Annotated in this window: 18 protein-coding genes, 6 pseudogenes and 1 riboswitch; of the genes and pseudogenes, 15 read left to right on the top strand and 9 right to left on the bottom strand. The window is 73.7% G+C overall.

Annotated elements, in window-relative coordinates; all coding sequences use genetic code 11:
- Positions 1-100 precede the first annotated feature (100 nt).
- Positions 101-1,222, top strand: a complete 1,122-nt coding sequence (locus tag UG55_RS04730; protein ID WP_066063555.1) for a glycosyltransferase family 4 protein — start codon at positions 101-103, stop codon at positions 1,220-1,222.
- A 94-nt stretch (positions 1,223-1,316) separates the two neighbouring features.
- Here the strand turns inward: UG55_RS04730 and UG55_RS32480 are convergent.
- The 3 genes and pseudogenes from UG55_RS32480 to UG55_RS32470 form a co-directional block, all read right to left on the bottom strand.
- A pseudogene (locus UG55_RS32480) lies at positions 1,317-1,927 on the bottom strand (long-chain fatty acid--CoA ligase); the annotation flags it as partial.
- A 1-nt stretch (position 1,928) separates the two neighbouring features.
- Positions 1,929-2,652 (bottom strand): annotated as a pseudogene (locus UG55_RS32475) (AMP-binding protein); the annotation flags it as partial.
- Position 2,653: 1 nt separating this feature from the next.
- On the bottom strand, positions 2,654-3,086 hold a 433-nt coding region (locus UG55_RS32470; RefSeq protein WP_396230806.1), incomplete at its 3' end, for an AMP-binding protein.
- A gap of 306 nt (positions 3,087-3,392) precedes the next feature.
- Between UG55_RS32470 and UG55_RS04720 the strand changes: the two genes are divergently transcribed.
- The 5 genes from UG55_RS04720 to UG55_RS04700 all read left to right on the top strand — a co-directional run bounded on the left by UG55_RS04720 (position 3,393) and on the right by UG55_RS04700 (position 7,529).
- Positions 3,393-4,160 (top strand): metallophosphoesterase, encoded by a 768-nt coding sequence (locus tag UG55_RS04720; protein ID WP_066063330.1) that lies wholly within the window; start codon positions 3,393-3,395, stop codon positions 4,158-4,160.
- A gap of 165 nt (positions 4,161-4,325) precedes the next feature.
- Entirely contained in the window at positions 4,326-4,772 is a 447-nt protein-coding gene (locus UG55_RS04715; RefSeq protein ID WP_066063327.1) for an SRPBCC family protein, read from the top strand.
- Positions 4,773-4,778: 6 nt separating this feature from the next.
- On the top strand, positions 4,779-5,993 hold the full coding sequence (locus UG55_RS04710; RefSeq protein ID WP_304440383.1) for an ArsA family ATPase: 1,215 nt from the start codon (positions 4,779-4,781) through the stop codon (positions 5,991-5,993).
- On the top strand, positions 5,990-6,550 hold the full coding sequence (locus UG55_RS04705; RefSeq protein ID WP_128422843.1) for a hypothetical protein: 561 nt from the start codon (positions 5,990-5,992) through the stop codon (positions 6,548-6,550). The genes UG55_RS04710 and UG55_RS04705 overlap by 4 nt, the downstream gene beginning before the upstream one ends.
- A gap of 7 nt (positions 6,551-6,557) precedes the next feature.
- Positions 6,558-7,529 carry an ROK family glucokinase gene (locus UG55_RS04700; RefSeq protein ID WP_066063318.1) on the top strand — a complete coding sequence of 324 codons (972 nt, stop codon included), beginning with the start codon at positions 6,558-6,560 and terminating at the stop codon, positions 7,527-7,529.
- Positions 7,530-7,566: 37 nt separating this feature from the next.
- Here the strand turns inward: UG55_RS04700 and UG55_RS04695 are convergent, their stop codons facing one another.
- The 3 genes from UG55_RS04695 to UG55_RS04685 form a co-directional block, all read right to left on the bottom strand.
- Positions 7,567-8,799: a TIGR00300 family protein gene (locus tag UG55_RS04695; protein WP_066063315.1), complete on the bottom strand. Its 1,233-nt coding sequence runs from the start codon at positions 8,797-8,799 to the stop codon at positions 7,567-7,569.
- 149 nt (positions 8,800-8,948) lie between these two features.
- Positions 8,949-9,953 (bottom strand): hypothetical protein, encoded by a 1,005-nt coding sequence (locus tag UG55_RS04690; RefSeq protein ID WP_128422842.1) that lies wholly within the window; start codon positions 9,951-9,953, stop codon positions 8,949-8,951.
- Positions 9,946-10,779: a carboxylesterase gene (locus tag UG55_RS04685; RefSeq protein WP_066063553.1), complete on the bottom strand. Its 834-nt coding sequence runs from the start codon at positions 10,777-10,779 to the stop codon at positions 9,946-9,948. Before UG55_RS04685 ends, UG55_RS04690 begins: the two co-directional genes overlap by 8 nt.
- Before the next feature lie 610 nt (positions 10,780-11,389).
- On the opposite strand from UG55_RS04685, the gene UG55_RS04680 reads away from it, so the two are divergent.
- The 7 genes and pseudogenes from UG55_RS04680 to UG55_RS32455 all read left to right on the top strand — a co-directional run.
- Positions 11,390-12,331 carry a 1-acyl-sn-glycerol-3-phosphate acyltransferase gene (locus tag UG55_RS04680; protein ID WP_242423764.1) on the top strand — a complete coding sequence of 314 codons (942 nt, stop codon included), beginning with the start codon at positions 11,390-11,392 and terminating at the stop codon, positions 12,329-12,331.
- A gap of 105 nt (positions 12,332-12,436) precedes the next feature.
- A complete protein-coding gene (locus UG55_RS04675) occupies positions 12,437-13,783 on the top strand; it encodes a hypothetical protein (RefSeq protein ID WP_066063550.1) in 1,347 nt (448 codons plus the stop codon).
- A 67-nt stretch (positions 13,784-13,850) separates the two neighbouring features.
- On the top strand, positions 13,851-14,387 hold the full coding sequence (locus UG55_RS04670) for a polyadenylate-specific 3'-exoribonuclease AS (protein ID WP_066063311.1): 537 nt from the start codon (positions 13,851-13,853) through the stop codon (positions 14,385-14,387).
- Positions 14,388-14,526: 139 nt separating this feature from the next.
- Positions 14,527-15,227: pseudogene (locus UG55_RS32465) on the top strand (ATP-dependent 6-phosphofructokinase); the annotation flags it as partial.
- Between the two features lies 1 nt (position 15,228).
- Positions 15,229-15,552, top strand: a 324-nt coding sequence (locus UG55_RS32460) for a 6-phosphofructokinase (RefSeq protein WP_242423732.1), incomplete at its 5' end; no start/stop codon positions are given.
- A 177-nt stretch (positions 15,553-15,729) separates the two neighbouring features.
- Positions 15,730-16,642 (top strand): annotated as a pseudogene (locus UG55_RS04660) (3-deoxy-7-phosphoheptulonate synthase); the annotation flags it as partial.
- A gap of 1 nt (position 16,643) precedes the next feature.
- A partial coding sequence (locus tag UG55_RS32455) for a 3-deoxy-7-phosphoheptulonate synthase (RefSeq protein WP_242423731.1) occupies positions 16,644-17,088 on the top strand: 445 nt, incomplete at its 5' end.
- Between the two features lie 76 nt (positions 17,089-17,164).
- On the opposite strand, the gene UG55_RS04655 is transcribed toward UG55_RS32455, so the two are convergent.
- From UG55_RS04655 to UG55_RS32450, 3 genes and pseudogenes are all read right to left on the bottom strand, one after another.
- Positions 17,165-19,099 (bottom strand): DUF5667 domain-containing protein, encoded by a 1,935-nt coding sequence (locus UG55_RS04655; protein WP_066063304.1) that lies wholly within the window; start codon positions 19,097-19,099, stop codon positions 17,165-17,167.
- 202 nt (positions 19,100-19,301) lie between these two features.
- Positions 19,302-20,689, bottom strand: a pseudogene (locus UG55_RS04650) (PASTA domain-containing protein); the annotation flags it as partial.
- Between the two features lies 1 nt (position 20,690).
- A partial coding sequence (locus UG55_RS32450) for a protein kinase domain-containing protein (RefSeq protein ID WP_242423730.1) occupies positions 20,691-21,275 on the bottom strand: 585 nt, incomplete at its 3' end.
- A 182-nt stretch (positions 21,276-21,457) separates the two neighbouring features.
- Positions 21,458-21,568: riboswitch (TPP riboswitch) on the top strand.
- Between UG55_RS32450 and UG55_RS04645 the strand changes: the two genes are divergently transcribed.
- Positions 21,566-22,480 (top strand): thiazole synthase, encoded by a 915-nt coding sequence (locus UG55_RS04645; protein WP_066063298.1) that lies wholly within the window; start codon positions 21,566-21,568, stop codon positions 22,478-22,480. Its footprint overlaps the riboswitch before it by 3 nt.
- A gap of 1 nt (position 22,481) precedes the next feature.
- Positions 22,482-23,660: pseudogene (gene thiH, locus UG55_RS04640) on the top strand (2-iminoacetate synthase ThiH); the annotation flags it as partial.
- Positions 23,661-23,667 lie beyond the last annotated feature (7 nt).

The raw sequence follows: 23,667 nt of genomic DNA, 5'->3' as shown, positions 1-23,667 counted from the left end.
CCGGAGCGGTCTGTGTGTGGGTGGCTGCGCCGGGAGGTCGCGTGTTGGCGTTGTGTGTCCCAGGCGAGCCCTGGCAGAGGTGATGCGGGAGCATGGCCGCGTGCGGGTGCTCGCTGTGACCAATGATTTTCCGCCCCGTCCGGGAGGAATTCAGGCTTACGTCCACAACTTCGCCTCTCGGCTGCCGTCCGACGAGGTCGTCGTCTACGCGCCGGCCTGGCGGGGCGCCGCCGAGTTCGACGCGGCGGCGCCGTTCCCGGTGGTGCGGCATCCCACGTCGCTGATGCTGCCCACCCCGGATGTTCTGCGCCGCGCGCGGGAGATAGCCCGGGCGGAGCGGTGCGACACCCTCTGGTTCGGCGCCGCGGCCCCACTCGGCCTGCTGGGAGCGAGGCTGCGCCGTGACATCGGCGTGCGCCGGGTGGTGGCCAGCACCCACGGCCACGAGGTGGGGTGGGCCGCGCTGCCCGGGTCACGCCAAGTCCTGCGCCGGATCGGTTCGACCACCGACGTCGTCACCTATCTGACGGACTACACGCGGGTCCGGCTCGCGCCGGCGTTCGGGCCGCGCCCCGACCTCGCCCGGCTGCCCAGCGGCGTCGACCCGGACCTGTTCCGTCCCGGTGAGGGGCGGGACGAGATGCGGAAGCGGTACGGCCTCGACGGCCGCCCCGTGGTCGTGTGCGTGAGCCGGCTGGTCCCCCGCAAAGGCCAGGACATGCTGATCAGGGCCCTGCCGGCACTGCGTCGGCGGGTACCGGGGGCCGCGCTCCTGCTGGTCGGAGGCGGGCCGTACCGGCAGGAGCTCGCCCGGCTGGTTCGGGAGAACGACGTCGCCGACCACGTGGTGCTGACCGGCTCGGTGCCCTGGGAGGAGCTGCCGGCCCACTACGCCGCCGGTGACGTGTTCGCCATGCCGTGCCGCAGCCGGCGGGCCGGGCTGGAGGTGGAGGGCCTCGGGATCGTCTATCTGGAGGCCTCGGCGACGGGCCTGCCGGTGGTCGCGGGCCGCAGCGGGGGAGCCCCCGATGCGGTCCTCGACAACCGGACCGGCGTGGTGGTGGATGGCCAGGACCTGCGCGGCCTCGTCCGCGCGGTCGGCGACCTGCTGGCGGACCCGGACCGGGCCCGCTCGATGGGCACGGCCGGGCGGGCCTGGGTCGAGCTGCGCTGGCGCTGGGACGTCCTGGCCGCCCAGCTGCGGGACCTGCTGGTCGCCTGAGCCGGGCCGGGCCGGGCGGGCTCCCGGAGCCCGGCTCCGCGCCCCGCTCCGGGAGCCCTCCGCGAGCCGCCCGGCTTCCGCGGCGCCCGTACGGTCAGCCGGTGGCGCCGGCCGGGGCGTAGATGCGCTCCACCGTGTCCGCGTAGCGCGCCAGCACCACGTTGCGCTTGACCTTGAGGCTCGGTGTGAGCTCGCCGTCGGCGATGGTGAAGTCCCGCGGCAGGATCACGAACTTCTTGATTGCCTCGGCATGCGAGACGGTGGCGTTGGCCGCGTCCACGGCACTCTGGATCTCGGCCGTGAGCTGGACGTCGTCGACGAGGTCGGCGGCGGTCGTCTCCGCCGGGCGGCCGTGCGCCTTCAGCCACCCGGGGAGCGCGTCGGGGTCCAGGGTGATCAGCGCGCCGATGAACGGCCGCTGGTCGCCGACCAGCATCGCCTGCCCGACCAGGGGGTGCTGCGCGATCCGCTGTTCGAGCGGGGCCGGCGCGACGTTCTTGCCCCCCGCGGTCACCAGGATCTCCTTCTTGCGGCCGGTGATGCGCAGATGCCCGGTCTCGTCGAGCGAGCCGAGGTCTCCGGTGCGCAGGAAGCCGTCCGAGTCCAGCGCCTCCTTGGCGGCGGTCTCGTTGTTGCGGTAGCCGCTGAGGACCAGGTCGCCGCGCAGGAGGACCTCGCCGTCGTCCGCGATGCGGACCGTGACCCNCGGCAGCGGCAGGCCCACGGTGCCGATCTTCAGGGATTCGGGGCGGTTCACCGTCGCCGCGGCGGTGGACTCGGTGAGCCCGTAGCCCTCGAGAATGACGAAACCGATGCCGCGGAAGAAATGGCAGAGCTGGTTGCTCAGCGGAGCGCCGCCGCTGATGCCGTGGGTGATGTTCCCACCCAGCGCGGCCCGCAGCTTGCCGTAGACCAGCCGGCTGAACAGTGCGTGCCGCAGCCGCAGCACCGGCCCGGGGCCGCCCTGGTCCAGGGCCCTGCTGTAGGCGACCGCGGTGGCCTCGGCGGCGTCGAAGATCCGGCCCTTGCCCGCGGCGTGCGCTTTGGCCCGGGCACCCGCGTACACCTTCTCGAACACCCTCGGCACCGCGAGGATGAAGGTCGGCTGCACTTCGGCGAGGTCCGCCAACAGGGTGTTGATGTCCGGCGCGTAGGCGATGCAGCGGGCGTTGTTGATGATGGTGCACTGCATGGTCCGCGCGAGCACGTGGGCCAGCGGGAGGAACATCAGTGTCGACGCGTCTTCGGTGAAGTGGTTCGGCATGGTCACCGCGCTGGCCATGGCGTTGAACAGCAATGCGCGGTGCGAGAGCTCGCAGCCCTTCGGCCGGCCGGTCGTCCCCGAGGTGTAGATGATCGTGGCGATGCTGTCGGCCACGACCTCGGTGCGGGCGGCGGCGAGCTGCTCCGCGTCGACGCCCGCGGCCGCCNCGGCCTCGCCGAGCGTGTCCAGCGCGCCGCGGTCCAGGACGAGCACGTCCCGCAGGGCGGGCAGCCGGTCGCGGACCTCGGCGACCAGCGCCGCGTGGGCGTCCGTCTCGACGGCGGCGAGCACCGTCCCCGAGTCGGAGATGATCCATTCGATCTGGTCCGCGCTCGACGTCTCGTAGATCGGCACCGTGACGGCACCCGCCGCCCAGACCGCGTAGTCGAGGACCGTCCACTCGTACCGGGTGCGGCTCATGATCGCGAACCGGTCCCCGGGCCGCAGGCCGAGGGCGACCAGCCCGGCGGCGGTGCGCACGACCAGGTCACGGAACTCGCGTGCGGTCATGTCCGTGTACCCGCCGCCCGCCCGGTAGCGGACGATGACCTTGTCCGGGACGCGTTCGGCGTTGGCGAACACGTCGTCGGTGAGCGTCATGTCGTCCGCCACGGTGACCTGGGCGGGAGAGGTGTACTCGCGCACGGGAGCTCCTTGGAAGGCAGGCCGTCCGGCTGGGGACCGCTGATGCCGGTGTGCTGGTGGACGGGCGTGTGGTGCTTCGAGGGCCCGGTTTTCGTCTTTGTGCCGACAGTGGGTCAAGTGACGTTAGCCTGTGAGCCGCGCCACCGCGAGTACTCCACTGCGCGCACCTCCGTCGTTGTGCCCGTTGTGGTCTCTGGTGTCTGGTCCCGCCGGCGGCGCGCGGATGGTGCCCGGAACGGTCGCTCCCCTAAGCTCATCCAGGTGCGGGTGCATGTTGTGAGCGATGTCCACGGGCGTTCGGACGCGCTCCCGGCCGCCGCCGAAGGCGCGGATGCCTTCATCTGTCTCGGTGACCTGATCCTGTTCGTCGACTACCGGGACCACAGTCGCGGAATCATGGGCGACCTCTTCGGCGCCGAGGCGGTGGGCCGGATGATCCAGCTGCGCACCGAGCAGCGTTTCGACGAGGCGCGCGAGTGGTCCCGCAGTCTGTGGGGCGGCCTCGACGGCGACCGCGCGGACATCGTCGAGGCCGCCGTCCGGCGCCAGTACGCGGCCATGTTCGCGGCCTTCCCCACGCCGACCTACCTCACCTACGGGAACGTCGACCGGCCGGACCTCTACCCGGACTTCCTGCGGGACGGGGTGCATCTGCTCGACGGGCAGACCACGGAGATCGGCGGGCTGACGTTCGGGTTCGTGGGCGGCGGGCTGAAGACGCCGATGAACACCCCCTTCGAGATCGACGACGAGGACTACGCCGCCAAGGTGGCCGCCGTCGGCGCGGTGGACGTCCTGTGCTGCCACATTCCCCCGCACGTCCCGGAGCTGGTCTACGACACCGTCGCCGGGCGGTTCGAGCGTGGCAGCAAGGCCGTGCTGGAGGCAATCCACGAGACCCGGCCGCGGTACGTGCTGTTCGGGCACGTGCACCAGCCGCTGGTCGCGGAGCTGGAGATCGGGGCCACCCGCTGCGTCAACGTGGGCCACTTCAACGCACGAGGCACGCCATACGTCCTCGAGTGGTAGGAGACCCGGTGCGGCGCTCGGGTTCCGGTAGCCTCAACGATCGATCGGGCATTCGTCCTACGCCCTGTGGCACGGGTCGGTCGGCACCGCCGGCGTCAGCGGGCGGCCTCGCTCGTCGGACCCTCGGGTCGGCCGGGCGATGAGATGTGGAGGTGCGGACGGCTTATGGCGGATCACGCGGAGTCGTCGATCGTCATCGAGGCCCGGCCGGCGGTCGTGATGGGGACGATCGCCGATATCGCCGCCTACCCGACCTGGGTCGGCCAGATCGAGGAGGCCGAGATCCTCGAGGTCGGCCCCGAGGGCCGCCCGCGGCAGGCCAGGTTCCGGATCAACGCGGTCGTGGTGAAGGACGAGTTCGTCAACGAGTACACCTGGAAGGGTGACGAGCAGGTCACCTGGAGCCTCGTCTCCGGTCAGGCGATGTCCGCCCAGGACGGCGGCTACACGCTGCGTGACCTCGGCGACGGTCGCACCGAGGTGACGTACGAGCTCACGGTCGAGCTGAAGGTCAAGCTTCCGGGCCTGCTGCGCCGCAAGATCCAGGGCGGCATCGTCGACGCGGCGCTGAAGGACCTGAAGAAGCACGTCGAGAAGCTCGCCGAGAGCTGACTGCCGGTGCGGTGTGTGTTCCTGACGGGTAAGGGCGGGGGCGGGACCACGACGGTCGCGGCGGCGACCGCCACCCTCGCGGCCCAGCGTGGCCATCGGACCCTCGTGGTCTCGGTGGATCCGGCCGCCGGTCTCGCCGGCGTCCTGGATCATCCGCTCGGGCCGACCGAGGTCGAGCTCGAACCTGGGCTCTTCGCCATCCAGACCGACCTTCGGCATGCCTTCGCCGAGCGGTGGCCGCGGGTCCGGGAGATGATCGCCAGCTGGGCGCCCGACTCCGATCTGGACCTCCTGGAGGTCGAGGAGCTTCTGCGGCTGCCCGGCGCCCTGCCGGCGCTCACCCTGCTGGAGCTGCGTGACCTGGTGCGGGCTGACCGCTATGACGTGGTGGTCGTCGACGCGGGGCCGGCCGGCTCCGCCCTGCGCCTGCTGGCCAGCCCGGAGACCCTCGCCTGGGGCTGCCGCCGGCTCGGCCCGCCGGACGGCGCGCTCGCCCGCTGGATGCGGCCGCCGCTGTCGCTGTCCGGCCGGCTCGTCGGGCGCCTCGCCGCCATGGCCGGCCCGGCCTACCAGGCTGTCTCCGAAATGGCGGCGCTCGCCCACGAGATGCGGGCGCTGCTCGCTGATCCGGCGATCACCAGCGTGCGGCTGGTACTGACCCCCGAGACGTCCGCGCTGGCCCAGGCCCGACGAACGCTGAGCGGCCTCTCGCTGCACGGCATCGGGGTGGACGCCGTGATCGTGAACCGGGTGATCGGTCATGACGGCGGCGACGCCTGGCGCGCGGGCTGGGCGGCGGCGCACCGCGACCAGCTCGTCGAGATCGCGGCCCTGGTGGCCCCGTTGCCGGTCCTGGCCGCGGCCTACCGGGCCGGCGAACCGCTCGGCCTGGAGGAGCTCGCCGCCTTCGGGGCCGCGGCGTACGGCCCGCGCGATCCCGCCGCGGTGCTCAGCGACCACCACGGCGGTGAGGGGGCCGCCCCGCGAGTGGAGCGCACCGAGGCCGGCTACGTCATGTCGTTCGGGCTCCCGTTCGTCGACCGCTCGGAGGTGGATCTCGCCCGCGTCGGGGACGACCTGGTCGTCAGCGTCGGGGCGGATCGGCGGCACGTCCCGCTGCCGGCGGCCCTGCGCCGATGCGACGTGCTTGACGCCCACCTCGCCGAGGATCGGCTCCTGGTCTCGTTCGTGCCGGACCCCGCCCAGTGGGTGCGCGCGTGACCGGCTCCGCGGAACCGGGTGCGTCCGGGCCGGGTGCCGCCGGGCCGGGCCCCACCGGGGAGGGTGCGCCCGGCCCTGGCCGGGGGAACGGTCGGCACACCGGCGGCCGTGGTGAGGGCCCGCCGGAGCGCGAGGTCGTAGGCTCGCTGGCGCGGGAGGCCGCGCTGCTGGCGGCCGCCGTGCAGGAGTGGATGGCCGCGAACGGTGCCCCCCACGGCGGCGAGAGTGATCCCGGCGAGAGTGATGCCGGCGAGAGTGATCCCGGCGAGTCCGGTGCCGGGCGGGCCTCGGCCCAGGCCGGGCACGAGTGGCCGTGTTGCGCCTGCCCGGTGTGCCGGGTCCTCGGCAGCCTGCGCGGTGAGCACGCGGAGGTCGCGGGTCATCTCATCGATGCCGCGACGTCGCTCGGCGCCGCCTTCCGGGCCGCCTGGGGGGCGTGGGCCACGGACCCCCGCCGCCGGGCGCCGGAAGATGCCCGGCCATCGTCCGGCGCCCCGTCGCAGACGTCGTCCGCGGGGCCCTCCCGGCCCCGCATACAGAAGATCAATGTGAGGTGAGAGCCCAGTGACCACCGGGTCAGCGACCGTCCCCGCGGGGGACGGAGACCTGGCGATCGGAGTCGATGTCGGCGGGACCAAGGTCGCCGCCGGTGTCGTCGACGCCCAGGGAACCGTGCTGGCCTCCGCGCGGCGACCCACCCCGAGCCACGATCCGGCCGAGGTCGCCGACGCCATCGCCGCGCTTGTCGCCGAGCTGCGGCAGCGGTTCACCGTCCACGCGGTCGGCGTCGGCGCCGCGGGCTGGATCGACAACGACCGCTCGACCGTGCTTTTCGCGCCGAACCTCGCCTGGCGGGACGAACCGCTGCGGGACGTGCTGGCGAGCCGGGTCGGCCTGCCGGTGGTCGTCGAGAACGACGCCAACGCCATGGCCTGGGCCGAGTATCGCTTCGGCGCTGGCCGGGGCCACAACGACCTGGTCTGCGTCACGGTCGGGACGGGTATCGGCGGCGGCATCGTGCTGGACGGCCGGCTGCACCGGGGCGCCTTCGGGATCGGCGCCGAGATGGGTCACATGCAGATCGTGCCCGACGGCTATGGCTGTGGTTGTGGGAACAACGGCTGCTGGGAGCAGTACGCCAGCGGGCGGGCTCTCGTGCGGGCGGCCCGCGCGATCGCCGTGGAGTCGCCCGAGGCCGCGCTGCGGATGCTGCGCGGGCGCCCGGCCGACGAGCTGAGCGGCCCCGACGTCACGGCGGCGGCACAGGACGGCGACCCCGCGGCGCTGGCCTGCCTGGAGGACGTCGGTGGCTGGCTCGGTCAGGGCCTGGCGAGCCTGGCCGCGATCCTCGACCCGGGCCGCTTCGTCGTCGGCGGCGGAGTCTCGGACGCGGGTGAGCTGCTCGTCGGCCCGGCTCGTGCCAGGTTCCGCGCGTCGCTGTCGGGCCGTGGCCACCGGCCGGAGGCCGACGTGGTGGTGGCCACGCTGGGCTCGGCCGCGGGCATCGTCGGGGCCGCCGATCTCGCCCGCCTCTGAGCCGCCGACAGCCGGTGCTCCGTGCCGCCGTGCCCGGTCAGGCCTGGTAGTCGGCGACGAGCTCGGTCGCGAGCTGTTCGAGGAACAGCCCGGCGTCGGCGACGACGCCGAGGGCCTGCGCCGAGGTCCGGTCGGTCAGCCCGGCCACCGTGGACGGGTTCATGTCGACGCAGGCCACCGGGACCGACGCGGGCAGGATGTTGCCGGTGGCGACCGAGTGCAGCGTGGTCGCCACCATGACGGTGAAACCGACGCCGGGCAACGCGGCCCGCATCGCCCGCTGGCCGGCGATCACGTCGGTGTACACATCGGGCAGCGGGCCGTCGTCGCGGACGGAGCCGACGAGCACGAACGGCTTGCCGGCCTTCACCATCGCGTGCATGATCCCCTGCGTCACCAGCCCGGATTCGACCGCGGCCCGGATCGACCCGGCCCGGCGGATCGTGTTCACCGTGCGGATGTGCTGCTCGTTGCCGCGTTGCACCCGCCGGCTGTGCGGCGTTCCGAGGCCGAACGAGCTGCCGAAGACGGCACGTTCGAGGTCCAGGGTGGCCAGCGCGTTCCCCGCGAACAGCACGTCGACGTAGCCGGCCTCCACCAGCGCCGTCAGCGCACGGGAGGCGCCGGTGCTGACCACGGCCCGCCCGGCCACCCAAAGGACCTGGTAGCCCTCCGCCTTGACCTCGCGGATCTGCCGGGCCACGGTCCGTACGAGCACGGCCTGCGGCCGGTCCGCGCTGGAGCTGAAGGACATCGACGCGAACTCGCCGTGCAGCCGCGACGAGTGGTCCGAGACGGGCAGGACGACCTTGACGCCGTCGACCCCGCAGACGATCTGGTCGCCGACCCGCACGTCAGCCACGGGAACGGTGCGCACCCGGCCGCCGGAGACGACGAGCCCGCAGTCCATCTCGGGGTGCTCGACGGGGACCCACTGGCCGTCGAGGTGCACGACCGTCTCGAGGTTCGTCGTCGAGTAGAAGTCCTCCGGGAACACCCCGTCCGCGTCGGCGGGCCGGGTCACCGCCTCGCCGGGAACGAGTTTGTTCACCCCGTGGACCTGGACGCGCATCAGAATGCGGGCCAGCGTCGACTCCGAGTCCGCGCCGACGGTGATGACAGCGTGGGACTCGTCGTCGTGGGTCCGACCAAGATCGATCTTGTCGACCCGGTAGTCCCCGCCGTAGGCCAGGACATCGTCCAGCACCCGCGCCAGCACACCGGTGTCCATGAGGTGTCCGTGCACCTCGACCTGCTCGTGGAAACGCACGCCGCCGCCCTTCCGCTGTCTCGCCAGTCGCGAGTTCGCCTGTCGCCGTGGTCCCGTACAACCACCGCGGCAGCCCGCGCTGGTTGCGCAATGCCGATGTGCCGGACGGGCCCCTCGGCTCGCCCGGCGCATCGGTGTTGTCGCTGTGATCAGACGACCGCGCCGTCGTCCGGTCCGTCGAAGTCCGTCGGGAGCCGGTCGCCCATGCGAGCGACCAGCGTGCCGACGCCGCCGAGAATGAGCAGAACACCCGCGACATCCCGGGAACGCGCCTGGGCCATCCCGATCAGTGACGGCACGACCAGGATCGCCACGCCGAGCGCGATGGAGCCGAGCGCCCAGCGGGTGACCGGCCGCAGCTTCGGTATCGGCGGCGCCGGCGGCGGGATGTAGTGGTCGTCCTGGTCGCCGGCCGGGGTGGCGCCGTCCGCTCCGAACACGGTCCAGCCGGCGCCGTCGGGACTGCCGGGGCCGGCGGACCTTCGACCGGGCGCGGTGCCTGCCGGTGGGCTGCCCGCCGACGGGGCGGCGCCGTCCGCGGAGGCGCCCGCGCCCGCTTCCGGCGAGCCGGTGGGTCGAAGCCCGCCCGGTTCGCCGCCGCTGTCGGCTTCGCCGGGTGCGGCCGGCGGCAGGGTCGGCTCGCCGGGGTCGTCCCCGGCCAGGTGGCGACCGTCCGGGGGCAGGCCGTCGGGCCGCCGGCCGGTCGGCCGGATGATGATGATCGACGGGCGCCGGGGGCCGTCGAGGTCCTCGGCGGCCGGCCACAGCCGCTCGCCCTGGGCTGGTTCCCTGTCGAAACGCGCCACCAGGTCGAGGAACGCGGCCTCGTCGTCGGCCGGATCGCGTGGTGTTCCCGCGGGGCCCTCCGCGGCGGCAGCCGGGCGGCGCGGGTCCGCCGGACCGGCCGGCGGCGGCGGGGTGTCCGAGCCCCCGGCCGGCAGCGGGTCGCTGTCCCTCGCGCCACCCGCCGGTGATCCGGATCCAGCGCTGCCGGACCCCGCGCTGCGGGACTCCGTGCCGGTGGTGCCGGACTCCGCGCCGCCGGACCCCGCGCCGCCGGATCCCGTGGTGCCGGGCTCCGGGCCGCCCGCGGGCTCGCCGGTGCCGTCGGAATCGGCGTCCCGCCGCCCGGAACCCGCGGGGTTCTCAGCCATCGTGACCACGCCTCGGCTCGTCCGGCCGCGGCTCGTCCCGCCCCGGCGCCCCTGCGGGGGAGTGTGTGGTGACGAAATCCACACTCCCCTTGAAGATCGTCTCGCGGTCGTTGTCGAGCGTGGCCACGTGGTAGCTGTCGTGGAGCAGCCGCTCCTCGACCGGGGCGGAGGTGATGCCGGCCAGCAGCAACCGGCCGGATGTCGGCTCGACCACATGGTCGGTGGTACTGCGGTAGGCCACCACCGGACACGTGATCCGCCCGAGATCCGCGCGGGTGAGCGCCCACAGCTCACGCAGGGACACGAACGCCCGGGTCGGCACCCGTGAGTAGCCGACCTCGCGCACCCCGGGCGCACGAATGTCACCCGCGACACCGGGGAACGTCGGCATCACCCGCCACAGCAGCGGCGCCAGCGCGGCGATCCGCCGGTCCGTCCCGAGGCTGGCGTTGACGGTCACCGCTCCGGCGACCCGCGGCCCGTGCTCCTCCGCGAGGCGCAGTGTCAGCGTGCCGCCCATCGACAGGCCCATGACGAAGACCCGCTCGCAGGAGCGGCTCAGCTCGCCGAACGCCGCGTCGGCGGCTCCGTACCAGTCATGCCAGGTGGTAGCCGCCATGTCCTGCCACCGGGTGCCGTGGCCGGGAAGCAGCGGGCAGCTCACGCGCAGCCCCGCGGCGGCGAGGTAGTCACCCCAGGGCCGCATGCTGTGCGGCGAGCCGGTGAAACCGTGGACGAGCAGCACGCCGGTGCTGCCGTCGCCACCGCCACGCAGGTCGAAGGGCTCGGCGCCGGGCAGGACCGCCGGCTCCGGGACTCCCGCCATGGTCATCCGCTCCCTCCGCGTCGAGTGCCCGTGACTCTCCCGCCGCGGCTCATGGCGCGGGCACTCCTGGTGACGGTGCGTGTGCAGTTGGCGGGCCGCCCGTGAACCGACCGGCCGGCCGGGAAGTGCCCGACGTGACTGTCGGTCGTCCCCGGCGGGGTCGGTTCGGGGGTGGCCCGGTGCGCCCCTCGTCGCGAGGGAACCCACACCGACAATCGCATGCTCGCATGCCGGGGCGCGACTGGCCATGGTCGTGTGCTTATCCATCATCCCGGACGAACCGGCCGGCGCTGGGGGTTGTGCTCTCCTGGTGTCCTTCGGAGCTTCCCGGCGCGACCGGGCGTGTCCCGCACGACCGCCTCGTCCGCAGGGGGCTGCCTGGTGGTTATCGACGAGTCGGGCCGGCCCGGGGCCGCCGCGGCGGTGCGACAACGGAGAATGACACTCCGACGTCGCCGCCCGGCTGGTGGACGATGTCGTGAGGGGTCCATATGGTCACCCCGGGCAACCCGTCCGGTCCGTTCCTCGTTTCGTCGGGTGCGGGGGGTTCGGGCCCGGTTGACCGGGAACGCCGTCCACAGGCGGCGGTGNGACGAAGCGGGGAGCTTGCGTGTTGTACTGGGTCGTCAAGGCCATCCTGACACCGGTGCTGAGGGTGTTCTGGCGGCCGTGGGTCGAGGGCCTCGACCAGGTGCCCGCCCGGGGGCCGGCGATTCTGGCGAGCAACCACCTGAGCTTCCTGGACTCCTTCTTCCTGCCGCTGGTGGTGCCCCGGCGGATCACCTTCCTCGCGAAGAGCGACTACTTCACCGGGGCGGGCTTCAAGGGGTGGAGCAAACGCAAGTTCTTCAAGGGCGTCGGCCAGGTGCCGATCGACCGCAGTGGCGGCCGGGCCAGCGAGGGCGCGCTGCGCACCGGGGTGCGGGTGCTCGGCTCGGGTGAGCTGCTCGGCATCTACCCGGAGGGCACCCGCTCACCTGACGGGCGGCTCTACCGCGGCAAGATCGGTGTCGCGCGGATGGCCCTGGAGGCCGGTGTGCCCGTGATCCCGGTCGCGATGATCGGGACGTTCGAGGTCCAGCCGCTGGGCAAGCTCGTTCCCCGGATCCGCCGGGTGGGCATCCGGATCGGGCGTCCGCTCGACTTCTCGAGGTACGCCGGAATGGCCGATGACCGCTTCGTGCTCCGGTCGATGACCGACGAGATCATGTACGAGTTGATGTCGCTGTCCGGCCAGGAGTACGTCGACATGTACGCGCAGCGGCGGAAGGAGGAGCTCGCGGCGGCGCGCGAGGCACAGGCCCGCGAGGCCCAGGCCGGGGCGGACGCCGACGGCCGGGCGCAGCCCGCGGCCGAGACCCGCAACGGCGCGCAGCCCAGGCCCGGCGCCGAATCCGGGCCCACGACCGCCCCGCATGCCTCGGTGGCGCCGCAACAGACCACACCGCAGACCTCGGCCGCACCGCAGAAGAGGGAAACGCCGCAGGTACAGCCCACCGCGCAGCAGCCGGCTGGAACGGGTCCGGGGTCGGCTGCCGCCGCCGGTTCCTAGGCCGGTCTGAGCCGTTCCGGGAGCGCACGGCAAGATTGCACGGTGCGCGGCATGAATGGTGGTTCGCGAAACGGATCCGGCCGCCGGGCCGGCTGGTCGGCCGCGATGCTGACCGCCCTTCTGGTGTTACTTCCCGTGGTCCCCGGCGCCCACGCCGGCGCCGGCCTGGCCGCGCGGGCCGCGGCCGCCACCGCGCCGGGTACCGCCCCGGCCGCGCAGGTACCGGCGGCAACGGTGTCCCGGACGGCGAACTTCCTCACCGATCCCAGCGGCCGGGTCGTGCTGCCACGCGGGGTCACCGTGCCGGCGGGAACGGTCCCCACCGCCGACGACCTGCGGCGCTGGCTCGAATACGGCTTCACGGCCGTCCGCCTGGAGATCCCGATGACCGCCGGCGGGCGGTTCCCGCCCCACGGCGCGCAGCCGCCGGCCGGGGACCAGGAGCAGGGCGGGCTCGAGCAGGCGGGCGCCCTCGTCCGGGAGCTGACCGACCGGGGCTTCCTGGTGGTGATCGGTATCGTCCCCGGTGCGGCCGGTTACCCGCCCTCGACGTCCGATCTGGTGGCCGGCCTGCGGCGCCTGGCCAGTCGTTTCAGTGCCACCGGCGGGCTGGTCGGCTTCGAGGTGCCGACCTCGAACGCGCTTGACGAGCTCAGCGCCGGGCTGCGGTCCGGTGACGCGCACCACACGTTGTGGGCCGCGCAGCCGGCACCGTTCGCGCCGGCGGCCCGGGTGGCCGCCAACGCCGGCGCCGGGTACATCACCGGCTGGGCTGACGGCTCGGCGGCCACCGCCGGTGCGCTGGCGGACGCCGCGGACGCGTTCAACCTCGGCTGGTTCTACGACGCGCCCGCCACCGGCCGACCCTCAACCGGGATCGGGGCGGGCCAGGTGCGGGCACTCGCCACACCTCCGGCGCAGATCGTCCGGCCGTACCCGGCCGCGGTGGCGGGCACGCCCAGGTCCTACGGGAGTGACGCGGCGGGGGTGTTCCGGCTCGCCTACCAGCCGGCACGGGCAGCCGGTGGTGCCTTCCCGGCCGGTACCGCCACCGCGATCGTCCTGCCCGGGTGGAGCTTCTCTTCGGGCTACCAGGTGCGGGTGACCGGTGGCCAGGTCACATCCGCGCCGGGTGCGGGGGTGCTGTGCGTGGTGGCCGCCGCCGGGGCATCCCAGGTGACGGTCGAGGTGGCGCCGGCCAGCGGCGCCGCTCCCGTCGCTCCCGCCCGTGCCGGTGCGGGGAACTGCCCGGCGGCCACCTCCGCGCCGGGGGCGGGCAGCTCCGCGCCGGTGGCGGAGGAACCCGGAGCGCGGGACGGTGGCGAGCGCGCGGCCGGGGAGGCCGACAGCGAATCCCCCTCCCCGCTGCTGTTGCTGGTGCTCCCGCTGCTGGGCGCCGCGCTGGCGGCCGCCGTGCTGGGGCCCGTCTTCCGGCGGCTGCGTCGCCGCTGACGGCGACTGACGGTCGCTGATGGCAGCCTCCTGCCACGGCCTCGGGCTCACGGGGCACACTGGACGGGTGGGCGGCCGATACTTCTATGACACCGAGTTCATCGAGCGCGACGACGCCGGCCATCACTGGCTTGACCTGGTGAGCATCGGGATCGTCAGCGAGGACGGGGCGCGGGAGTTCTACGCGGTGTCGACGGAGTTCGACCCGTCCCACGCCGTGCCGTGGGTGCGCCGCAACGTCCTGGACAGGCTGCCTTCGCCGGCGAGTCCCGCCTGGATGTCCAGGGAGCGCATTCGGGACGAGGTGGCCCGCTTCCTCACCGCGGACGGCTCCCCGGAGCTGTGGGCCTGGTACGCCGCCTACGACCACGTCGTCCTGTGCCAGCTCTTCGGGAAGATGCCGGCGTTGCCGCGCCGCCTGCCGCGGTTCACCCGCGACCTGCGGCAGCTCTGGGAGGACCTGGGCAGCCCGCCGCTCCCACCGCCGCCGCCCGACGCGCACGACGCGCTCGCCGACGCCCGGCACAACCTCGCCCGCTGGCAGGTGCTCGCACCGCTGCGCCAGCGGACGTTCGCCGCGGTCCCGTCGTCCGGCCCGGGCTGATCCGCGCCGCTGCCCGGCGGTGGTGATCCGCCGCGCGCCACGCCGAGCTTTCGCCACGCATCGTCATCGGATCGTCACGCATTTAGGCTGCCGCCGGAGTGCGGGAGATCGGGGGCGACTCGGGAAGAGAGGCCCTGGCGTGAAGATCGGTGTACTGACCGGGGGTGGCGACTGCCCCGGCCTGAACGCGGTGATCCGCGGCGTCGTGCGCAAGGGGGTCGGTGTCTACGGGCACAGCTTCGTCGGATTCCGGGACGGTTGGCGAGGGCCGCTGGACAACGACACCATCCCGTTGGACGTCGGTGCGGTGCGCGGCATCCTGCCCCGCGGCGGGACGATCCTCGGGTCCAGCCGGACGAATCCGTTCGCCACGGCCGACGGACCGGCCCGGGTGCGGGAGACGCTGGAGCGCACCGGCGTCGACGCCCTGATCGCCATCGGCGGCGAGGACACGCTCGGCGCGGCGGCGCGCCTGCACGCCGAGGGCGTCCCGGTGGTCGGGGTACCCAAGACGATCGACAACGACCTGTCCGCGACCGACTACACGTTCGGTTTCGACACGGCCGTGAACATCGCCACGGAGGCGATCGACCGGCTGCACACGACGGCCGAGAGTCACCACCGCGTGCTGGTGGTCGAGGTCATGGGCCGGCATGCCGGCTGGATCGCTCTGCACAGCGGCATGGCCGCGGGAGCGAACGTCATCCTCATCCCGGAGCGGCCCTTCGACATCGACAAGGTCTGCGCCTTCGTCGAACAGCGGTTCGCCACCCGGTACGCGCCGATCATCGTCGTCGCCGAGGGCGCGACGCCGATCGCCGGCACCGCGATGGTGAAGGANGGCGAGCTGGACGCCTTCGGTCACGTGCGCCTGCAGGGGATCTCCGCGCTGCTGGAGACCGAGATCCGGGGGCGGACGGGGCGGGAGACCCGGGCGACGGTGCTGGGACACGTCCAGCGGGGCGGGACGCCGACGGCCTTCGATCGCTGGCTGGCAACCAGGTTCGGGCTGCACGCCGTGGACGCGGTGCACGACGGCGACTTCGGAAAGATGGTCGCGCTGCACGGGACCAGGGTGGAGCGGGTCCCGCTCGCGGCGGCCACCGGTGAGCTCAAGACCGTTCCCGAGCACCTGTACGCGGAGGCGGAGGTCTTCTTCGGCTGAGGCAACCACGAGCGAGCCGCCGGCCGGCTGGCGGCCCGGGCGCCGGCCGGTGGCCCGGGCGCCGACGGGTCGGCGGGCGGCTGGCGGGCTCGTCGGCGGGCAGGCCACCGGGCTGTCGCGGGTGCGGAGAATAAAAGGGGCGGAGATATTGCCGGCGGAGCCGTACCCTGGTGACTCGTGAGCAACGAGCTGGACATCTGGCGGACCCTTCCTGCCAGGCAGCAGCCCTCCTGGCCTGACCAGGAGGAACTGGCGGCGGCGTTCGCCGAGCTGTCGGGCCTGCCCCCGCTGGTGACCGCGCCCGAGGTGCGGTCACTCACCGAGCGTCTCGCGATGGTCGCCCGGGGGGAGGCGTTCCTGCTCCAGGGTGGGGACTGCGCGGAGACCTTCGCGGCCAACACGGCCGACAAGATCCGCGACAAGGTCAAGACGCTGCTGCAGATGGCGGTGGCGCTGACGTACGGCGCCAGCACACCTGTGGTCAAGGTGGCCCGCATCGCGGGGCAGTACGCCAAGCCGCGGTCGGCCGACATCGAGACCTCGACCGGGCTGCCGTCCTACCGGGGCGACGCGGTGAACGACATCGCACCGACCCCGGAGGCCCGCCGGCCCGACCCGAAGCGGATGGTCGCCGCCTACCACCAGAGCGCCGCCGCGCTGAACCTGGTGCGCGCCTTCGCGACCGGCGGGTTCGCCGACCTCTCCAAGGTCCACGAGTGGAACAAGGCGTTCGTGCGCGACTCGGCGGCGGGGCGCCGCTACGAGTTGATGGCCGTCGACATCGAGCGTGCCCTGGCCTTCATGGCCGCCTGCGGCATCGATCTCGACCGGACGGCGGCGTTGACCGGCGTGGAGATGTTCACCAGCCACGAGGGTCTGCTCATGGAGTACGAGCGGGCGCTCACCCGCACCGAGGAGTCGACCGGCAAGGTCTACGATCTCTCGGCGCACATGATCTGGATCGGCGAGCGCACCCGTGAGCTCGACGGCGCGCACGTCGACTTCCTGTCCCGGGTCGGCAACCCGATCGGCTGCAAGGTCGGGCCGTCCGCGACACCGGACCAGGTCCTCGCGCTCACCGAGCGGCTCANCCCCGAGCACATCCCCGGCCGCCTCACGCTGATCGCGCGGATGGGTGCCAAGCGCGTGCGGGACGTCCTGCCGCCGATCATCGACAAGGTGAACGCGGCCGGGCATCCCGTGGTCTGGTCGTGCGACCCGATGCACGGCAACACCCGTGACGTCGGCGGGGTCAAGACCCGGCACTTCGACGACGTCCTTGACGAGGTCTTCGGGTTCTTCCAGGTGCACCAGGGGCTCGGTACCCATCCCGGTGGGCTGCACATCGAGCTGACCGGGGAGAACGTGACCGAGTGTCTCGGCGGCGCCGAGCAGATCGGCGAGGCCGACCTGGGCGGTCGCTACGAGACCGCCTGCGACCCGCGGCTGAACACCGGCCAGGCGCTCGAGCTGGCCTTCCTGGTCGCGGAGATGCTGCAGCAGACCCGCGCGGATCGGCACGCCCACAGCCGCTGAGCGGACCGCCCGGTCCGGATCACTTCGGACCGAGGGGTGACGCCGCCTGGCTGGCGTCACCCTCGGCTGGCTCCTGTCAGTTCGACGGCGTGGCCGACGCCCGCGGCGCGGGCGGTGCCGCCGGTGTGCGGTCGGCCTCCAGCGGGCTCGGCTCTTCGCGCGGGCTCGGCTCTTCGCGCGTGCTCGGTGCCGCACCTCCGCTCGGCACGGCACTCGGGCCCGGCGTATCCAGCGGCTCCGGTGTGCCCGGCGTATCCGCCGACTCCAGCGCGTCCCGCGCGTCCGGCGGCTCGAGTGACTCCGGCGAGTCCCGCGCATCCGTCGACTCCGGCGTGCCCGGTGCGCCGGGCGTCTCCGGCGCGTGCCGCGCGGTCGAGCCGGTCGGAGTGCCCGCGGGGCTCGTCGGTGACGTGGGCGCATCGTCGGTGGGTTCCAGCGCATCGAGCACCGACCAGGCGGTCGAGTCTGTGTCCGCTGCCACGGCGGTGCCGGTGTGCGGCACGGCTCCGGCACCCGCCTCCGGATCCTCGCCCGCTTCCGGGGGCGTCGCCGACCGCTGAGCCGGCTCGTCGGCCGGCTGGCTGGCGACCGGCGGCTCCGCGGCACCGGCGGGTGCTTCGGGGGTCACCGGGCTCCGCGACGGAGCCCCCGCTGAGTCCGCTGAATCCGCCGCGTCGGTGGATCGGGGGGGATGTGCGGGGAGCGGCAGGCTCGGCACGATCCCGCCGGCGTCGCCGATCGCCGGTGGGCTGGTCGGAGCCGGCGTGGTCGACGGGCGAGGGGGCGGCTCCCCGTCCGTCGCTCCGCCGGGACCAGCCGCCGGCGTCGTCGTGGTGGGCCGGGGGCCGCCGTCCGCGGTGGGGGCGGCCGCGTGCTGGGCCTCCCCGACTGGCGAGGGGCCCGGAGCCGGTGTGCCGGGACGCGCGGCGGTGAAGCTCAGTACCGAGCTGACCTCCCGGATGATCCGGCGGGCCTCGGCGACCTCGGGCGGGGAGCTGTCTCCGAACGAGTCGAGCAGGGCCTCGATGCGGGTCGACTGGTCCGCGGCGAAGTCGTTCAGCATCCGCCAGGCCTCGGCGTTGCCTGCTCGTACCTCGTCGATCAGGACCTGGCTGGCCGCGGCGGCATCCGCGCACCAGTCGCGGAGCAGGGCCGTCGCGGTGCCCATCTCGGGTGCCCGCGGGGATGCGTCACCGGCCGGCCCGGCTGGCTGATCCGCCTCGTGCGGGTGGGCCGGCGGAGCCGCCGGCCAGGGAGCGCCCGACGGGACGGGCGGGCCGGTGGTCGGCTCCGCGCCCGCCCGGGCCGGCGCGGACGGCGTGCCGGCCCGGCCCGCGCTGTCGGGACGGGGGCCCGCGACAGCCGTGAGCTCGGTCATTCTGGTCCGCGCGACCGCGAGCTGGACCTTCGCACGGTCGACCCGGTTGGCCGCCAGGCTGATCTGGATCTGCTCCACCTGGCGTTTCACTCCGTACAGGAGTTCGCCGGGCATGGCCTGCCCGGCACTCACCGCGACGCTGACCGTGGTGACGGTGGCCGCCAGCGCTCCGACCAGCGCGGGCCGGGCCGATCGCAGCACCGGCCGCAGGCCCGTCCCGCCCGGGCGGGTGACGATCGTGGCGTTCCCGAGCCCGACGGCTGCCCCGATCTTCTCGGCGTCGCGGATCGGGCCGGCCGCCAGCGGAGGGAACCCCACGGTTCGCCGGTCGGATTCTCGCTGGCCGATGCGCCGACGGGGACCGTGCGGTGGCTCGGTGAGGGTCGGTGGTTCGGTGAGGGTCGGTGGCTCGGTGACATGCGGTGGCCCGGTGACAGGCAGGGCGAGGAGCCGGGCGCGGGTCTCGGCGCGGGCGGCGGGGGACATCGCCGGCACCGGCAGCGCTCGCAGCGCGGCGACAGTGCGCGCCAGTTGCCGCTCCGATTCGTCGCGGGGCGGGCGCTGGCTCTCGAACAGTGCCGCCGCGCTGCTCGCCCGCCGGCCACGCCGACGCGGTCCACCATCTGCCGCCACGCCGTCCCCCCGCGCTCTGGCTCCGGTACACCTCTCACAGCCGCCCTACGCGGCCAGGTTGAAGATCGAATGTACCCGATCGGGGCGGCGGCATCGGTGACGCCGACCCGTGTCACCGGATCGGTGACACGGAGATCCCGCTGTTCACGGCGGGCCTGCGGGGCCTGCGGGGCCTGCGGTCAGATGTTCAGCCGTTCGTCGTTCAGTCGTTCAGCAGTTTCATCGTCAGCCGTACGGTGCTGCCCCGCTCGATCTTGCTGCCGGCCTTCGGGCTCTGCGAACCGACCCGATTGCCGATGGAGAACGTCCGGCCTGCCTTGAGCCCCACCCGCTTCAGCGCCTTCTCGGCGTCGTTCCAGGTCTTGCCCACGACGTTCGGCACGGTGACCATCACCCCGCTGCCGTCGCCGCCCTCGTCGTCGGTTGCCGTCTCCTCCTTGGCGACGAAGAGAGTCACCGTGCCGCCGGCGTTCACCCGCTGGCCCGGGTCGGGGGAGGTGCGTGCGACCTGGCCCGGGTCCACGTCGTCATCGCTGACCAGTTGCTGGTTTACGGTTAGACCGAGGTTGAGCGCCTCGAGGCGGGCCTTGGCCTCCGCGAAGGTCAGCCCGACGAGGTCCGCGGGGATCTCGGCCGAGGCCGGCCCGCTGCTCAGGACCAGGTTCACCGGCGTGCCCGGGTCGATCACCGTGTCAGCCGGCGGATCGCTGCTGACGACCTGCCCGGCCGCCACCGTGTCGCTCACCGTGGTGCTCAGCCCGCCGACCGACAACTTCGCCGTGGTCAGGCTGGTCCGTGCCTGGTCGGCGGTCTGCCCGACCAGGTTCGGCACGGTGGTCTTCGGTGGGCCGGAGCTCAGCCGCAGCGTCACGACGGTGTTCTTCCCGACCTTGGTGCCGCTCGCCGGGTCCTGCTCGGCGACCTCGCCCTTGTCGACGGTGCTGCTGGCGAGCTCGGGACCGTAGCGGAAGGTCAGGCCGGCCGCACGCAGGTCCTCCTCGGCCGCCTCCTTGGCCAGCCCGACGAGCAGCGGGACCTCGGGCCCCGGGCTGCCCACGATCGCGCGCAGCATGAGCACTCCGAGGACGAGGCACAGCACGACCACAACCGCGATGGCCGCCGGGCCTGCGGGCAGCCGGCCGGAGCCCAGCCCGCCGCGCGGCCGGCGGCGGCGCCCCTGACCGCCGCCCATGTTGATCATGCTGGTCGGGGTGATCGGCGGCCGCGGCGGCGCCGGCCGCGGGTTGGCGGCCGCCGGCGAGGCCGGCATCGGGCCGGTGAAGCCCGAGTGGTACTCCTCGTCGTCGCCCGGTGCGGGCAGGTAGGGGAGGATCGCGCGCAGCTCGGCGAGCAGCGCGATGCCGTCGGCCGGCCGGAGGTTCGGGTCGCGGGCGGTCGCCCGCAGAGTCAGCGCGTCCAGCTCGGGCGGGACCTCGGGGACCTCCGAGGATGGCGCCGGCACGTCACCGTGGACCGACTGGTAGGCCACCGACATCGGCGTCTCGCCGGTGTGCGGCAGATGGCCGGTGATCATTTCGAAGAGCATGACGCCCGCGGCGTAGACGTCGCTGCGCATCCCCGCGGTGCCGTNGGTGACCTGCTCGGGCGCCAGGTAGCCGACGGTTCCCAGCACCACGCCGCCGGTCATGGCCTGGGTCGGCTGGGTTACGGGCCGGGCGAGCCCGAAGTCGGCCACCTTCACCTGGCCGTCGTCACCGAGCAGGATGTTCTCCGGCTTGATGTCGCGGTGGATGATCCCAGCCGCGTGCGCGGCGGCGAGCGCCTCGACGACCGGTTCGAAGATCTCGACGACCTCGGCCATGGACAGCCGCCCGCGGGCGCCCAGGTACTGGCGCAGCGACCGCCCGCGCACCAGCTCCATGACCAGGTAGTGCAGGACGCCCGCCGATGTCCGGTCCGACCCCTGGTCGAGGATGGAGACGACCCGGGGCGTACTCAGGCGGGCGACGGCGTTCGCCTCGCGGTGGAAGCGGGCCACGAACTCCGGGTCGTGGCTGAGGTTCGGGTGCATGATCTTGAGCGCGACGAAGCGGTCGAGCCGGTTGTCGTGCGCGACGTACACCGTCGCCATCCCGCCGACGGCGAGCCGCTCCTGGGCGGTGTACCGGCCGTCGAGAAGACGACCGATGACAGGGTCGGCCACCGTGGCATCCACGGGGACAGTTTACGATTGGCCGTTCTGACCGTCGGACAGTGGTCTAACTCCGCGGACCGTTGCGAGTCACCGCCAAGCGGGCGGGACCTTGGTCACGAATTCCGCGGGCCGCGGCCGGTGACATGTCCGTCACCTGCGACTTTGCNGGGGCCCACTGGTCCTTTCGTCNCGTGCGCCTAGACTGTGACCGACCGGGGAGCCCGCGGACGTGGGCTGAGAGGCCGGCCAGCATGCCGCCGGCGACCCGCAGACCCGATCGCGGTCATGCGCGCGTGGGGAGGACCCTTCTGATGACCCGACAGACCACGCCGGCGCGGCGGCAGGAAGTGGAGCCGTCCAGCCGGCCCGGCAGCGCCGGGGGAGATCTCGGCTCGGCCTCGGCCGGTGGCGGCGTTCCGCGTACCGCTGGTGACGATCCGCTGCTCATCGCCGGCACCGCATACGCCAGCAGGCTGCTCGTGGGCACCGGCAAGTTCGCGAGCCACGAGATCATGCGGGCCAGCCTCGTCGCCTCGGGGGCGGACATCGTCACCGTCGCCCTGCGCCGGGTCGACCTGTCCCGGGTGGGGGAGGGTGACGTCCTCGACTTCGTGCCGGCCGGGATGACGCTGCTGCCGAACACCTCCGGCGCGCTGGACGCGGCCGAGGCCCTGCGGCTGGCCCGTCTCGGCCGGGCGGCCACCGGCACCGGGCTGGTGAAGCTGGAGGTCACGCCGGACCCGCGCACACTGGCGCCGGACCCGATCGAGACCCTGCGCGCCGCGGAGCTCATGGTCGCCGACGGCTTCACGGTGCTCCCGTACTGCTCGGCCGACCCGGTGCTGGCCCGCCGGCTGGAGGAGGCCGGCTGCGCGACGGTGATGCCGCTGGGCAGCTGGATCGGCTCCAACCGGGGTCTGCGCACCCGCGACGCGATCGAGGCGATCGTCGAGACGGCGGGGGTGCCGGTCGTGGTCGACGCCGGCCTCGGCGCGCCTTCGGACGCGGCGGAGGCGATGGAGATCGGGGCGGACGCGGTCCTGGTCAACACCGCCATCGCGGTCAGCGCCGACCCGGTCACAATGGCCCGGGCGTTCGCGCTGGCGACCGTCGCCGGGCGGCTCGGGCACCTCGCCGGCCGCGGGCGGGCCGGCGGCGCGACGGAGGCGGCGGCCTCCTCACCGCTCACCGGCTTCCTCGGCGCGCTTCCCGGCGCGGGCGCCTGAGGTGGCCAGCCCACCAGGCCTGTTCGCCCGCGAGCTCGCCGCGCTGGACATTCCGGGGCTGGCCCGGTTCTCGGTCGAGACCGGCCCGGCCGAGGTGGATGCCGTGCTGCGCCGGGCGGCCGCCGCCGGGCGGGGCGACGCGGCCCGGGGCGACGCCGGCGGGCGGCTCGGCCTCGCCGACCTCGCCGCGCTGCTCTCGCCGGCGGCCACCGGCCGGCTGGAGGAGCTGGCCCAGCTCGCCCAGGCGACCACCCTGCGGCGTTTCGGGCGCGCGGTCAGGCTGTTCGCCCCGCTCTACGTGTCGAACGCCTGCCTGTCGTCGTGCACCTACTGCGGCTTCGCCAAGGGGCTGGCCGTCGTCCGCCGCACCCTGACGGCCGAGGAGGCCACGGCCGAGGCACGACTGCTGGTCGACCGGGGCTTCCGGCACCTCCTGCTGGTCTCCGGGGAACACCGCGTCGAGGTCTCCGCCGACTACCTGGTCGACATCGTCGAACGGCTCCGCGCCTTCGTCCCGTCGATCAGCATCGAGACCCAGACCTGGTCCGACGACACCTACTCCCGGCTGGTCGCGGCCGGGCTCGAAGGGGCCGTCCACTACCAGGAGACCTACGACCGGGATCGTTACGCGCAGGTCCACGTCGCCGGGTGGAAACGCGACTACGACCGTCGGCTGTCGTCCTTCGAGCGGGCCGCCGGCGCCGGGGTCCGCCGCCTCGGCCTGGGCGTCCTTCTCGGGCTGGCGCCGGACTGGCGTGCCGACGTCCTGGCGCTCGCCGCGCACGCCGCCTTCCTCGGCCGCCGGTTCTGGCGGACGGAGGTCTCGGCGGCGTTGCCCCGAATCAAGCCGAGCGCGAGTGGCTTCCCTCCGACCGTCGTGGTGGGCGACGCCGAGTTCGTCCAGGCCCATGCCGCGCTGCGGCTGTTCGAGCCCGACCTGGCGATCTCGCTGTCGACCCGGGAGCCGGCGGCACTGCGCGACGGGCTCGCCCGGATCGCGGTGACCACCATGAGCGCCGGCTCGTCCACCGAGCCCGGCGGCTATGCCCGGCCAGGCACCGCGCAGGAGCAGTTCTCGATCTCCGACGAGCGCTCACCGGCGGAGATCGCGGCGATGCTGGTCGCCGCCGGCTACGAACCCGTCTGGAAGGACGCGTTCCCGCTGGTCGACGCGGCGGGGNAGGCAA

It is taken from the genome of Frankia sp. EI5c (genome assembly GCF_001636565.1).
Lineage (GTDB): Bacteria > Actinomycetota > Actinomycetes > Frankiales > Frankiaceae > Parafrankia.
Note: the sequence above shows the minus strand (reverse complement) of the source record. Positions and strands in the feature narration are given on the sequence as shown.

Bases quoted from the DNA above. Each gene is read 5' to 3' on its own strand.
- UG55_RS04715 (WP_066063327.1), top strand. From the start codon at position 4,326: ATGGCGGATCACGCGGAGTCGTCGATCGTCATCGAGGCCCGGCCGGCG.
- UG55_RS04690 (WP_128422842.1), bottom strand. From the start codon at position 9,953: ATGGCTGAGAACCCCGCGGGTTCCGGGCGGCGGGACGCCGATTCCGAC.
- UG55_RS04685 (WP_066063553.1), bottom strand. From the start codon at position 10,779: ATGGCGGGAGTCCCGGAGCCGGCGGTCCTGCCCGGCGCCGAGCCCTTC.
- UG55_RS04675 (WP_066063550.1), top strand. From the start codon at position 12,437: ATGCTGACCGCCCTTCTGGTGTTACTTCCCGTGGTCCCCGGCGCCCAC.
- UG55_RS04645 (WP_066063298.1), top strand. From the start codon at position 21,566: ATGACCCGACAGACCACGCCGGCGCGGCGGCAGGAAGTGGAGCCGTCC.